We start from the raw sequence: 13,776 nt of genomic DNA, 5'->3' as shown, positions 1-13,776 counted from the left end.
TGCCGGTGCCCGGGGCCGCGCCTATAGTCCGCCCCGATGCAGCGCCCTGCCACCCTCGCCGAGCTCCAGGCCAGCGGCTACCGGACGCGCAGCGTTCGCGACGAGATGCGCGAGAACCTCCTGGCGCTGCTGGCAAGCGAAGAGGGCGCGCGCGCGGTCTTCGGCGGCATCGTCGGCTACGAAGAGACGGTCATCCCCGAGATCGAGAACGCGGTTCTGTCGGGCCATCACATGGTGCTGCTCGGAGAGCGCGGTCAGGCCAAGACCCGTCTGATTCGCGCCCTCATCAACCTGCTCGACGAGCAGGTTCCCGCCATCGCCGGCTGCGAGATTCACGATGATCCTTTCGCTCCGGTGTGCGCCGTGTGCCGGCGCCGCGCCGCCGCCGAGGGCGGCGAACTGCCCGTGGTCTGGATCGCGCGCGATGCGCGCTACGGCGAGAAGCTGGCGACGCCCGACGTGACGGTTGCCGACCTCATCGGCGAGATCGATCCGATCAAGATCGCCGAGGGCCGCTACCTGTCCGACGAGGAGGCGATTCACTTCGGCATCATCGCGCGCACCCACCGTGGCATCTTCGCCATCAACGAGCTGCCCGACCTGACCGAGAAGGTGCAGGTGGGCCTGTTCAACCTGATGGAAGAGCGCGACCTGCAGATCAAGGGGCACAAGATCCGGCTGCCGCTGGACGTCGTGGTCGTGGCCACCGCCAATCCCGAGGACTACACCAGCCGCGGCCGCATCGTCACGCCGCTCAAGGACCGCTTCGACGTCCAGATCCGGACGCACTACCCGCGCACCGTCGCCGAAGAGATCGCGATCATGGAACAGGAGGTGGCCGGCTCCGATCGCAGCGGCCGGCCCGTGCGCGTCCCCGACTTCATGAAGGAAGTCATCGCGCGCATGACGATGGAAGCGCGCAAGGCGCCCGAGGTGAACCAGTCTTCGGGCGTGAGCGTGCGCGTGAGCATCAACAACTACGAGACGATTTTGGCCAACGCCGAAAAGCGCGCGGTCCGCTGCGGCGAGAGCGAGATCGTCCCGCGCATCAGCGACCTGCACGCGCTCTTCGCCTCCACCAACGGCAAGCTCGAACTCGAATACGGTCTGGACTCCGCCAAGGAGGCCGCGGTCGTCGATCGTCTGCTGTCGGTGGCGGTCAAGACGGTCTTCGATTCGCGCCTGAGCGTGGCGCAGCTCCAGCCCGTGCTCGAGTACATGGGGCAGGGTTGGGGCGTGGCCGTCTCCGACAGCATGCCGGCCGCCGACTACCTCGAAGGCCTCTCCTCGATTCCCGGCCTTCGCGAAGTCATCGAGCATCTCGGCCCCTTCGAGAGCCCGGGGCTGACCGCGGCGGCCATCGAGTTCGTGTTCGAGGGGCTGCATCTTCTCAAGAAGCTCAACCGAGAGCGCCAGGGAGGGCGCCTCTCCTACGCGGCCTAGCCTCGATGCGGCTGCGCTACACCATCTGGGACGGCACCCAGCGCGTCCGTCTCGATCCGGATGCGGTCTTCGACCGCCTCGCCGAGCATCTCGGCTACAGCGACGACCTCGCCGAGGCCTTCGACCGTCTGCTGCGCGAAGGAATGGCCGGAGAGGAGTTCGAGGTCGCCGGCATCGACGAGCTGGCGGCCAAGGTGCGCGAGGCGATCGAGGAGTTCCACAACAAGTACAACCTGGAGCGATCGCTGGCGCAGCCGTGGAACGATCTCGACGAGATCACCGGGATGGAGCAGGAGGCGACCGAGCGGATGCCGCCGGGCGAGAAGAAGCGCCGGCGCCAGCAGGACCTGGAGGGCCTCTCGCGCATCCTCGAAGAGGCGCTCATGCAGATGTCGCGTTGGCCCTTCGACGACCGCGACGCGCGCGCGGCGTTCGAGGACCTCTCCGAGCGCGGCGACGACATCCGGCGGGTCGAGCGCTTCCAGCGCCGCTACCGCGATCAGTTCCATGGCCCCGACAGCCTCGACTTCGAGCAGACCCTGGAGATGCTCGAGTTCTACGAGCGCCTGCGCGAGCTGGAGCGCGCGCTGCTCGAGCGCGACTTCGATTCGATCGATCCCGATGCGGTGCGCGAGATGCTCGGCCAGGAGATCGCCGAGCAGATCCTGCGCCTCCAGCAGCTCGCCCGCGCGCTGACCGACGCTGGCTATGTCGTGACCAAGGGCGGCCGCTACGTTCTCTCGCCCAAGGGCGCGCGGCGTCTGGGGCAGATCGCGCTGCGCGAAATCCTGCACGATCTGCTCGCCGACGCCTCGGGCCGCCACGACACGCGCAAGCGCGGCGCCAGCGAGATGCACACCGAGGACGCGAAGCCGTACGAGTTCGGCGATCCTTTCGTCCTGGACGTGGCCGCCACCGTCCGTGCGGCGCTGTCCCGCGGCACCGGCACGCCGGTTGCCGTGCAGGCGGCCGACGTCCACGTCAAGGAAAGCCACCGCCTGACGCGCACCGCCACCGTGCTGCTGCTCGACATGAGCTGGTCGATGAGCTGGGAAGGACGCTTCGCCGCGGCCAAGAAGGTCGCGCTGGCGATGGAAACGCTGATGCGCACGCGCTTCCCGCGCGACTACTTCGGCCTGGTCGGCTTCTACACGCGCGCGGTCGAGCTGCGGCCCGCCGATCTGGCCGAGGTCACCTGGAACATGGGCGACCCGTTCACCAACCTGCAGGACGGGCTGCGCCTGGGCGCCGACCTGCTTTCGCGCCATCCGGCGGCCACGCAACAGATGATCGTCATCACCGACGGCCAACCCACCGCCTACTTCCACGAGGGCCGCCTGTTCTGCGAGTGGCCGATGAGCATCGGCGGCCTGTCGACGCGCGCGACCGTGGAAACGCTCAAGGAAGTCGAACGCGTCACGCGGCGCGGCGTTCGCATCAACACGTTCATGCTCGACGACAGCCCGCCGCTGCGCTCGTTCGTGCAGCGCATGACGGCGATCAACAAGGGACGGGCCTTCTACACCACGCCCGACCAGCTCGGCCGTTTCGTGCTCGTCGACCACGTGGCCAAGCGCAAGAAGGTCGTATGAGCGCGGCGTCCGGGAACGTGACGCCGGCGCGCGCCGGCCAGCGCTCGGGCGTGGGAGGGGCAGCCCCCGCCGCGCCGGAGCCGGCCCCGACGCCGTCCAAAGCCGGCCGGGCGTTGTGGCAGGGCAAGCTGACGCCGGCCATGCAGCAGTACCTCGACGTCAAGCGGCAGCACGAGGACGCGCTCGTCTTCTTCCGCATGGGCGACTTCTACGAGATGTTCTTCGAGGATGCCGAGCAGGCGGCCGAGCTGCTGGACCTGACGCTGACCTCGCGCAACCGCAACGACGAGCACCCCATCCCGATGTGCGGCGTGCCGTATCATTCGGTGCGTCCCTACGTGGCCCGCCTCCTCGAGGCGGGACGCAAGGTCGCGATCTGCGAGCAGCTCGATCCGCCCGAGAAGGGCGCGCTGGTGCGGCGAGAGGTCACGCGCATCATCTCGCCCGGCACCAATCTGGACGAAGAGAGCCTGGCGCCCGAGCGCGCCAACTTCCTTGCCGCGCTGGTGTCGCACGGCGCGGGGTTCGGCCTGGCCATCACCGACTTCTCCACCGGCGAGGTGCGGGCCACCGAGTTGTCCTCGGTCGAGGCGGTGGTCGAGGAGCTGGCGGCGCTGTCGCCGACCGAGCTGGTCATGCGCGAGCGTGAAGACGCTGCGCTCATCGAGCGCCTGCGCACGGCGCTGCCGCGCTGTCTGATCGGCGATTTCGCGGCTGCGGACGTCGAAGCCGGCGCTGCGGCCGCAGTCGATCGCGTCGCACGAGGAAGCGAGGCCGCGCGCGGAGCCGAACGTGCCGCCTGCCAGCTGCTGCGCGCGTACGTGGCCGCCACGCAGGGCGGAAACGTCTCGCACCTTCGCGAGCCGGTGCGTTATGACCCGCGCGGCTTTCTGCATCTGGACGCGGCCACGCGCCGCAACCTGGAGATCCTCGAAGCGTACGACGGCAGCGCCCGCGGCGCGCTGGTGTCGGTGCTCGACCGCTGCTCCACCGGCATGGGCAGGCGCGCGCTGCGTTCCTACCTGCTGCGCCCGCTTGCCGACCTCGACGCCATCGGCGCGCGCTTGTCGGTGGTGGAGGCGCTGGTGGAAGACTACGCGCTCCGCAGCGACCTGCGCGACTCGCTGCGGCGCATCGGAGATCTGGAGCGCCTGATCGGCCGCATCGGCGCCGGCACCGGCGGCCCGCGCGACGTGGCACGCCTGGCCGACGCGCTCGCTCTGGTCGATCTGGTGCGCCAGCGACTGCAGGGGGCCGAGCGCGCCGAAGCGCTCGCGCCCTACGCCGGCGAGCTGGATCCGCTGCCGCAGGTTGCCGAGCGTATTCGCGCCACGCTCGTCGACGAGCCGGCCGCGATGGTGGGCAAGGGCGAAGTCATTCGCGGCGGCTTCCATGAGGAAGTCGACCGTCTGCGCTCGATCAGCCGCGACGGCAAGGGGTGGATCCTCGCGTTCGAAGCCGAGGAGCGTGCAAGGACCGGCATCGGCTCGCTCAAGGTCGGCTTCAACAAGGTGTTCGGCTACTACATCGAGATCACACGGGCCAACCAGCACCTGGCGCCGGCCTCCTACACACGCAAGCAGACGGTGGCCAACGCCGAGCGCTACATCACGCCCGAGCTCAAGGCGCGCGAGAACGAGGTGCTCGGGGCCGAGGAGCGGCTGAATGCGCTCGAGGCGCACCTGCTGCGCGATCTGATGACCGAGCTTGCGCCGGTGCAGCCGAGCCTTGGCCGCACCGCCGCCGCGCTGGCGGCGCTGGACGCGCTCGCTGGTCTGGCCGAGGTCGCGCATCAGCGCGGCTACGTGCGTCCGCAGCTCCACGAGAGCGGCGAGCTCGACATCGTCGGCGGGCGGCATCCGGTGGTGGAGGCCCGGCTAGGCGCGACGTTCGTGCCCAACGACTGCCGGCTCGGCGCCGACTCACGCCTGCTGATGGTGATCACCGGCCCCAACATGGCCGGCAAGTCGACCTACCTGCGGCAGGTCGCGCTCATCGTGCTGCTCGCGCACTGCGGCTCCTTCGTCCCGGCCACGGCGGCGCGCATTCCTCTGGTCGACCGCATCTTCACGCGCATCGGTGCCAGCGACAATCTGGCCGCGGGCCAGTCGACGTTCATGGTCGAGATGAGCGAGACTGCGGCGATCCTCCGGGACATGACCGAGCGCAGCCTGGTCGTCCTCGACGAGATCGGCCGCGGAACCTCCACCTTCGACGGCATCTCGATTGCCTGGGCCGTGGCCGAGGCCATGGGCAAGGCGCGCGCCAAGACCCTGTTCGCCACGCACTACCACGAGCTGGCGGCGCTGGAGGCCGAGCACGACCACGTCGAGAACTTCTCGGTCGCGGTGCGGCGCTACAAGCGCGGCGTGATCTTCCTGTACCGCATCGTTCCGGGGCCGACCAGTGGCAGCTTCGGCATCGAGGTCGCCCGTCTTGCGGGCGTGCCCGAGCCGGTGATCGAGAAGGCCCGTACAATTCTGGCCAGGTTCGAGAGCGGCCAGGGAATCGGCCCTGCAAGCAGCAGCCAGCTCAGTCTTTTCTCCAGCGCCAGGTCTTCCGCCACGGCCGCCGGCGCCGAGGCGGCCGAGGCGTTTGCCGCACGCGTGGCGGCGCTGGATGCCAACGCGATGACGCCGCTCGAAGCGCTCAACCTGCTGGCACGGCTGGTCGAGGAGGCCAAGGCGGCGCAGTAAAGCCGCGCCTTCCGACTGGACCGAGTCGCGGTTCGCCAGCCGCATCGATCGGGCGCGCCATGACTCGATCCGATCAAGGAGCGGCGCACGGAGGGCCGCAGCCTTGTGCCGGAGCGCGCCCCGGCGCCATAATCGCGAGGTTGCGGTGGAGGTGGAGGTGCGGCGGCGTTTCCTTCCCGCGCTCCCGGCCTTCGCGCGTGGGAGCGTTCTTCTTCTCTCTCTGACGGCGGTTACCAGCGAGGCGGCGCTCGTGCGCTCGGTCGCGGTCGATCGCACGGCCGCGGGCACCGCCGTCGTCGTCGTGTGCGACGGCGAGGTCGCCTATCGCGCCGGCGCCGCCGACGGCGGCTACCTGCTCGAGCTGCAGGATTCCGAGCTCGATGCGCGAACGCCGCGGCTGGTGCCGGTGGCCGACTCGCTGGTCGACGGTGTTTCCATCATCGCGGTGCCGGAGCGGCGCCTCGTTCGCATCCGCATCCATCATCCCGACCATGTCGATGCGTCCGTCGAGCCGGGCTCGCGCGCCGGACAGCTGCTCGTGCGTCTGACGCGCACGATGCCCGGAGCGCCCCGGCCGTCGATCGAGCCGGCGCCGGCTCGGCGCAAGCCGCACGAGGCCGTTCCCGCCGGCCTGTCGGCGCGCCCGCTCATCGTCATCGATCCCGGGCATGGCGGGAAGGACCCGGGAGCCAGGGTATGGGCGGGCGAGTACGAGAAGGACATCGTGCTGGCCATCGCCAACATGGTGGCCGAGCGGCTGCGCAAGCGCCTGGACGTCGACGTCGTCATGACGCGCACGACCGATGTCTTCGTTCCGCTGAAGGAGCGGCGCGCGATGGTACGCAAGTGGAATGCCGATCTGTTCGTGTCGATCCACGCCAACGCCAGCGGCAATGCGGGCGCGAGCGGGGTGGAGACGTACTACGCGCGCGCGGGCCGGTCCGCGCCGAAGGCGGAGCGGGGTGGAGCAGGGGTGCGATCTGCGCGCGCGGGCAGGAATGCGGCCAGTCCCCGGCTGGCCCGCAGCATTCAAGAGGAATTGGTGCGACATCTGGGGATGCGCTACAAGGCCGTGCGCGACCTCGGCGTCAAGGAAGGACGCTTCTACGTTCTGACGGACAATGACGTCCCGAGCGTGCTCGTCGAGGCGGCGTTTCTGACGCATCGTGAAGAAGGTCTGCGCATCCGTTCCGAAAGCTATCGCGACATGGCCGCCGAAGGCATCGTCGGCGGCATCGCCAACTTCCTGTCCACCAGCGTCGCCTCGCCGCTGTGAGGTGAGCTGCTGATGGCGATCACGGACGCAGGCGGTACGCGTGCGATGCTGCTGCCCGCGCCCGGCAGCGTCGGCGGCAAGCTCTCCGACGTCGCTCGCGAGTACGTCCAAGCGGTGCGTGCCGAGCTCGAGGCCGCGCACTGGGCCGGCGCCAACGGCATCGACACCGTCACGCGGCTGGCCTCCAGCCTCGACCATCTCATCCGTTTTCTTTTCGACGCCTCGATCGAGCGCTACGCGCGCCGCTACGCGCGCACCCGCCAGCACTGCGCCGTCTTCGCGCTCGGCGGCTACGGCCGCCGCGAGCAGTGCCCCTACTCGGACGTGGACCTGCTGGTGCTGCACTCGGGCGGCGTCACGCCGTTCGTGGAGACCGTCACCGAATCGTTGCTGTACACGCTGTGGGATGCGCGCCTGCAGGTCGGCCATGCCGTGCGCGATGCGGCCGAATGCGTCAGCCTCGGCCAGAGCGATCTGACCATCAAGACGGCGCTTCTGGACGGCCGCTTCCTGTGCGGCAGTCCGGAGCTGGCCGGCGACTACGAGACGGCGGTGCGCCGAAAGCTGGCGTCGACCGACGTCGAGGGCTTCACCGCCGCCAAGATGGAGGAGTCCCGCAGCCGGCGGTCGCGCTACGGGGGCTCGGTTTTCATCCTGGAGCCGAACGTCAAGGAAGGGCACGGCGGCGTTCGCGACCTGAACGCGGCGCTGTGGATCGCGCGCGTCATCCGCGACGTCGGCGACCTCGAGGGGCTTCGCGAGCAGGACATCGTCACGAGCAAGGAGTACGAGGAGCTGTCGGCGTCGCGCGAGTTCCTCCTGCGCACGCGCAACTCGCTGCACTTCCTGACCAGCAACAAGAACGATCATCTGACGTTCGAGCGCCAGCTGGCGGTGGGGCAGCGGTTCGGCTACCAGGCCGAGGGCAACAACTCCATCGGCGACATGTTCATGCGCGACTACTACCATCACGCGGCGGTGATGGCGCGCATCACCGACGACATCGTCGACCGGTTGCTGAGCGCACCGGAGCGGCGGACGGGCCTGCTGCGGCGCCTGGTCAGCCAGCGCAACCTGCGCAGCGGCGTCAGCATACTGAACGACCGACTCGTCGTCGACGAGAAGGTGCTGGATGCGGACCCGGTGAACCTCATCGCGATCTTCCGCGACTGCCAGCGCCACGACGTGCGCCTGGCATCGCGCACGCGCGAGCTGGTGCGACAGAAGGCGGCGACGCTGACGCCCGAAGTGGCGCAGTCCAAGGCCGCCGTCGACATCTTCTTCGACATCCTGAGGGCCAAGGAAGGCGTCTACGACACGCTGGCGCAGATGAACCGGCTGGGCGTGCTCGGAAAGCTCATTCCCGAGTTCGGGCGCCTCTTCTGCATGGTCCAGCACGACTACTACCACGTCTACACCGTGGACGAGCATTCGCTGATCGGCATCCGCGAGCTGGAGGCGCTGCGAAACGGCGAGCTTGCGCACAAGAGCCCGTTCCTGACGCAGACCATGCGTGACTGCGACCGGCCCGAGCTGCTCTTCCTGGCCATGATGTTCCACGACCTAGGCAAGGGCTACGGCGGCGACCACGATGAGCGCGGCGCGCTGATGGTGCGCGACATCGCCGACCGCCTCTCCATGCACGAGGACGACCGCGGCACGCTCGAATTCCTGGTGCGCAACCACCTGACGATGTCGATGCTCGCGCAGACGCGCGACATCGAGGATCCGGCGCTCGTCATGGACTTCGCCGCGCAGGTCGGCACCGCCGAGAACCTGAGCCTGCTCTACCTGCTGACGTTCGCCGACATGCGTGCGGTGGGCCCGCAGATCTGGAACGGCTGGAAGGACCATCTTCTGGCCGAGCTGTACCGGCGCACAGTCGAGGTGTTCGAGAAGGGGCAGATCACCGAAGCCGACATGGAAAGCCGCGCCGAGCGCACGCGGCGCCGCCTGATCGAACGCGCGGCCGGCCAGGCCGAGAGCGCGCGTCTGTCCTCGTTCCTGCAGACGCTTCCCACGTCCTACTTCCTCGGCAATCCCGACGAGAGGATCATCGACCACTGGCGGCTCTACGAATCGGTCGGCAACGCGCTCTTCCGCTACGGCGTCGAGCACTTCCCCGAACGCGGCTTCACCGAGTTCACGATCTGCGCGCACGACCGCCGCGGCCTGTTCAAGGACATGGTCGGAGCGCTTTCGGCGCACGGCCTCAACATCCTCAATGCGCGGCTGGTCACCACCTCCGAGGGCTGGGCGCTGGACGTCTTTCGCATCGAGCATCTGGCCACCGGCGCCGACGCCACCTCGCCGGAGCTGTGGGAGCAGGTCGGCGAGACGCTCGAGGGCGTCTTCGCCGGAGTGGTCGACGTCGAGGAGATGGTGCGCAAGGCCTTGATGGGGCGCACGCGCCGCGTCGGCGAGAAGGCGGCGCGGCGCACGTATGCACGCGTGGAGATCGACAACCGGCTCTCCAAGGATTTCACCGTCATCGACGTCTATGCCGCCGACCGTCCGGCGCTCCTGTTCCTGGTGTCGAACGAGATGTTCCGCGTGGGCCTGGACATCCACATGGCCAAGATCTCGACACATCTGACCGAGGTGCTCGATGTCTTCTACGTCACCGATTCGCACGGACGAAAGGTCGAGGACCAGGATCGGCTCAATGCGATCGGAGACTCGATCATTGCCGCGCTGACCACGGACGCGGCGACGCCGCGCCCGCAGGCGGCGCCCTATCAGGTCAGCATCTGAGCCATGGCCGACTCGCCGCTGAACGCCGCAGCCGACGAGTACATGGATCATCTGGCGTCCGAGAAGGGACTGGCGCGCAACTCGCTCGACGCCTACGCCAACGACCTCAGGCGGTTCCTCGCCGCCATGACGAAGGCGGGGCGCACGCAGGCCGATCAGGTCGAGCGCGACGATCTGGTGATGTTTCTCGAATCGCTGGCCGAAGAAGGCCTGGCGCCGTCCTCACGCGCACGATGCCTGTCGGCCGTGCGCGGCCTGTTCAAGTTCCTGGTTCGCGAAGGCAGGCTCGCGGTCAGCCCGGTGCGCGACCTGCGGCCGGGCCGGCGCAGCCGTCCGATGCCGAAGTATCTTTCGCTCGAGCAGATCCTCGAGCTGCTCGCAGCGGCGGCCGGCAACGACGCGCTGGCTCTGCGCGACCGTGCCATGCTCGAGCTCGTCTACGGCTGCGGCCTGCGCGTCTCGGAGCTGGTGGGATTGACGGCCGCGGCGCTGCATCTGAGCGACGGCTATCTGACGGTCATCGGCAAGGGCTCGAAGCAGCGGGCGGTGCCGATCGGATCGGCCGCACTCGCCGCGCTCGAGGAGTATCTGGAGCGCGGGCGCCCCGAGCTCGATCCGCTCGGACGCTCGCACGCGCTGTTTTTGGGGCGCGGCGGAAGGAAGCTGACGCGTCAGGGCTTCTGGAAGCGGCTGACCACGCTCGCCGCGCGCGCCGGCGTGGAGCGGGTCTCGCCGCACGTGCTGCGACATTCCTTCGCCACGCACATGCTCGAAGGCGGGGCCGATCTGCGCTCGGTGCAGCTCCTGCTCGGACACGCCGACATCACCACGACGCAGATCTACACCCACGTCGCCACGGCACGGCTGCAGGAAGTGCACAAGGAGCATCATCCGCGCTCGCGGATGAAGCTGCGTTAGCCTTCAGCCGCGCGCTCCTGCACGTCGCTCAGGATCTGCTCGAGGCGGGCGAAATCGACGGGCTTGGCGAGGTGGTCGTCGAAGCCGGCGCTGCGCGCCTGCCGCCGATCGGATTCCTGTGCATAGCCGGACACGGCCACGATGCGGGCCGTGGAGAGCTCGGGCTGTCGGCGCAGGCGCTGCGCAACCTCGTACCCGCTCATGCCGGGAAGACCGATGTCGAGGAGCACGAGCTGGGGCGCGAACTCGCGCGCGACTTCCAGTGCCGCAGGCCCCGAGTCGGCAGTTCGCACCTCGTGCCCCAGCGTCCACAGCAGCTCGCAGAACGTCCCGGTGATGTCGGCGTTGTCGTCGACCACCAGCACGCGCAGCCGCCGGCGCGGCGCCGGCCGCTGTGCGTCCGGCGCCGCGGCGGCCGGCGCCATGACGGCCCTGGCCAACGGCAGACGCACGACGAACGTGCTGCCGGTGCCGGGGCCGTCGCTGTGCGCATCGACGCGGCCATCGTGCAGCTCGACCAGGCGTCGCACCAGCGTCAGCCCGATGCCGAGGCCGCCGGCGGCCCGGTCCAGAGTCCGGTCCGCCTGAACGAAGAGGTCGAACATGTGGGGCAGGCTCGCACGCGGAATGCCGATGCCCGTGTCGCGTACCTCCACGACCGCCTGGCTCTCTTCGTCCCGCACGTTGATCGTGATCTGCCCGCCAGACTCGGTGTACTTGGCGGCGTTGTCGAGAAGGTTGGTCAGAACCTGCTCGAGCCGAACCGGATCCGCCAGGACCAGGACCGGCTTCGGCGACAGGTTCGCATCGATCCGGTGCCGCCGCGACGTGACCACGCTGCGCGTAGCTTCGACCGCGCGCTCGGCAATGGTGCGCAGATCGACCACTTCCCGCCGTAGCTGAATCTTGCCTCTGGTGATGCGCGAAACGTCGAGCAGGTCGTCCACCAGGCGCACCATACGGTGGACCTGCCGATCGATGACGCTGCGCGCGTGCGCTCGCGCCTCCGCGTCGCCTTCCTTGAGCTTCATCACCTGCAGCGAGTTGACGATGGGCGCCAGTGGGTTGCGCAACTCGTGCGCCAGCATCGCCAGGAACTCGTCCTTTCGTCGGTCGGCCTCCTTGGCAGCCTCGTACAGACGCGCGTTGTCCAGTGCGATGGATGCCTGGCCCGCGATGCCGACGACGATGCGCTCGTGCTCTTCGGTGAACTTTCCCGGCTCGGCGTGGCCGAAGAACAAGCCGCCAAACACCTCTCCGGTCGAGGAGACGACGGGCACCGCAAGATAACTGACCACCGGAAGATGCCCCTCGGGAAGGCCGAAGTATGGAGCGTTGCGTCCGAAGCGGGGATCCTTGCGCACATCGTCGAGTCGCACGGGCGCGGCGCCGGCGAAGGTCGGCGCGAAAATCGCCGTCGCCCGAGGAGGAGGCAGGTGGTCGAAGCGGTCGCGCATCGCGCCGGACAGCGTGTGCAGCAGGTAGTGGCCGCCCTGCGCGTCCACCGCGTTGCGAAAGAAAGCGCCGAACTGGGCTCCTGTGATGCGCGTGCTCTCGTCCGTGATGATCTGGACCAGCTTCTCGGTCTCGAGCTCGGCGGCGAGGCTGCGGCCGATCCGGTTGAGGGTCTCGGCCTCGTTGCGTGCCGCGCGTTCCCGCGCCAGCAGCTCCATGCGCTCTCGCGCGGCTTGGGCGGCTTCGGTGACGTCGCTGACGTGGCTGACGACGCCGACGACGGCATCATTCTCTCGGTGCGGAACGTACTCGACGCGCACGTGGCGCTTGCCGGTGCGGTAGGGCAGTTCGACGGTGAAGGCCTGCATGTCGCCGGCGAGCGCAGCCTTCATTCGTGGCGCGACGATCGCGTAGGCATCCGGACCGAGAACCTCGGCAAGAGTCCTGCCTTCGATCTCATGCGGCTCCAGGTCGAGCCAGGAGCGATAGGTGCCGTTGGCGAAAATGTAACGTTCGGCCGCGTCCACATACGCGACCAGCACCGGCAGCGTGTCGGTGATCATGCGCAGCCGGTCCTCGCTGCGCTTGCGCGTAGCGGCAACGTCTTCGGCATAGCGTCGGCGGTGCTCCTGAGCGCGCGCCAGGCCGAACAGCAGCAGGCCGATGCCCGTGCCGCCGATGCCTACGAGCCAGGCCAGAGGCCGTCCCGACACCTGGTCGAAGGCAGGGAGAGAAGAGAACTCGAGCGTCCAGGGCGCCCCGGCGATCGTCAGAGTGGTCGTTGCGCGGTAGAGCGAATGCTCGTCCTGCCATTGCGCCGGCTCTTCTCGCGCCAGCAGACTCTCGGCCATGGGGGCGTCGCCTGCGTAGACGCGGAAGGCGACCCGCGGCTCGCGCTCGCGTCCGAAGATGCCGCGCAGCAGGTCGCCGGCCCGGAAGGGAGCATAGACATACCCGCGCAGCTCGCGCCGGCGCTCCTCGACGGTGGTTGGCACCGAGGCGGTGCGGTAGACGGGAACGTAGATCAGGAAGCCGGCCTGCTTCGCCTGATCGATCTCCTGGACGAGCATCACCCGGCCGGACATCGCCGGGGAGGCGGTGTCGCGGGCGCGATCCATCGCTTCACGGCGCACCGGCTCCGTCGACATGTCGTAGCCGATGGCCGCCCTGTTGCGGCGGTCGAGCGGCTCCAGCAGGACGATGGCCGTGTACCGGTCGCGCGGCGTGTCGGGCCATACGCGGAAGGTCGGAAATCCCCCCGCTCGCATCTCGGCCGTGCGCTCGGCCAGCCGCTCCGGCTCGATCCGCTCGGCGAAGCCGAGCCCTTGCACGCCCGGATAGCGTCTGTGGACGCCGAGGCGTTTGAGGAAGGCCGACAGCCCCTCGACGCCGGCATCGGGATTGGCATCGACGTAGGCCGCTGCGGCGGTCAGCGCATCGATGTATACCTGAACGCGTCCTTCCAGGCGGTCCTTGGTGCTGCTGATGGCATTCTCGAAGCGCGCCTGGTCGCGCACGGAAGCCGCCGTCCACGTCAGTCGCGCGGCGACCAGCGAGAACGCGGCCACGGCGAAGAGAATGGCGAAGGGGATCGCGCTGCGGCGGATCGCCGGGGTCACGGCCGCGCAACAATCACGGTGAG

Annotated in this window: 7 protein-coding genes; 6 read left to right on the top strand and 1 reads right to left on the bottom strand. The window is 68.8% G+C overall.

Annotated elements, in window-relative coordinates; all coding sequences use genetic code 11:
• Positions 1-36 precede the first annotated feature (36 nt).
• From VEC57_02175 to xerD, 6 genes are all read left to right on the top strand, one after another.
• A complete protein-coding gene (locus VEC57_02175) occupies positions 37-1,443 on the top strand; it encodes an AAA family ATPase (GenBank protein ID HYB97917.1) in 1,407 nt (468 codons plus the stop codon).
• A 5-nt stretch (positions 1,444-1,448) separates the two neighbouring features.
• Complete coding sequence (locus tag VEC57_02170; protein HYB97916.1) at positions 1,449-3,035, top strand: VWA domain-containing protein; 1,587 nt, start codon at positions 1,449-1,451, stop codon at positions 3,033-3,035.
• Positions 3,032-5,731, top strand: coding sequence for a DNA mismatch repair protein MutS (mutS, locus tag VEC57_02165; GenBank protein HYB97915.1), 2,700 nt, complete (start codon positions 3,032-3,034; stop codon positions 5,729-5,731). The genes VEC57_02170 and mutS overlap by 4 nt, the downstream gene beginning before the upstream one ends.
• Before the next feature lie 157 nt (positions 5,732-5,888).
• Positions 5,889-7,007 carry an N-acetylmuramoyl-L-alanine amidase gene (locus tag VEC57_02160; GenBank protein ID HYB97914.1) on the top strand — a complete coding sequence of 373 codons (1,119 nt, stop codon included), beginning with the start codon at positions 5,889-5,891 and terminating at the stop codon, positions 7,005-7,007.
• Positions 7,008-7,019: 12 nt separating this feature from the next.
• The gene (gene glnD, locus VEC57_02155) at positions 7,020-9,761 is read left to right on the top strand and encodes a [protein-PII] uridylyltransferase (protein ID HYB97913.1); all 2,742 of its coding nucleotides are present in this window, start codon (positions 7,020-7,022) and stop codon (positions 9,759-9,761) included.
• Positions 9,762-9,764: 3 nt separating this feature from the next.
• Positions 9,765-10,679, top strand: coding sequence for a site-specific tyrosine recombinase XerD (gene xerD / locus VEC57_02150; protein HYB97912.1), 915 nt, complete (start codon positions 9,765-9,767; stop codon positions 10,677-10,679).
• On the opposite strand, the gene VEC57_02145 is transcribed toward xerD, so the two are convergent.
• Positions 10,676-13,753, bottom strand: a complete 3,078-nt coding sequence (locus VEC57_02145; GenBank protein HYB97911.1) for a CHASE domain-containing protein — start codon at positions 13,751-13,753, stop codon at positions 10,676-10,678. The two genes, xerD and VEC57_02145, sit on opposite strands and share 4 nt — an antisense overlap.
• Positions 13,754-13,776 lie beyond the last annotated feature (23 nt).

Source organism: Candidatus Limnocylindrales bacterium, assembly GCA_035626395.1.
Lineage (GTDB): Bacteria > Desulfobacterota > Binatia > UBA1149 > CAITLU01 > DASPNH01.
Note: the sequence above shows the minus strand (reverse complement) of the source record. Positions and strands in the feature narration are given on the sequence as shown.

Coding starts and splice junctions, on each gene's coding strand:
- VEC57_02175 (HYB97917.1), top strand. CDS start 37: ATGCAGCGCCCTGCCACCCTCGCCGAGCTCCAGGCCAGCGGCTACCGG.
- VEC57_02170 (HYB97916.1), top strand. CDS start 1,449: ATGCGGCTGCGCTACACCATCTGGGACGGCACCCAGCGCGTCCGTCTC.
- mutS (HYB97915.1), top strand. CDS start 3,032: ATGAGCGCGGCGTCCGGGAACGTGACGCCGGCGCGCGCCGGCCAGCGC.
- glnD (HYB97913.1), top strand. CDS start 7,020: ATGGCGATCACGGACGCAGGCGGTACGCGTGCGATGCTGCTGCCCGCG.
- xerD (HYB97912.1), top strand. CDS start 9,765: ATGGCCGACTCGCCGCTGAACGCCGCAGCCGACGAGTACATGGATCAT.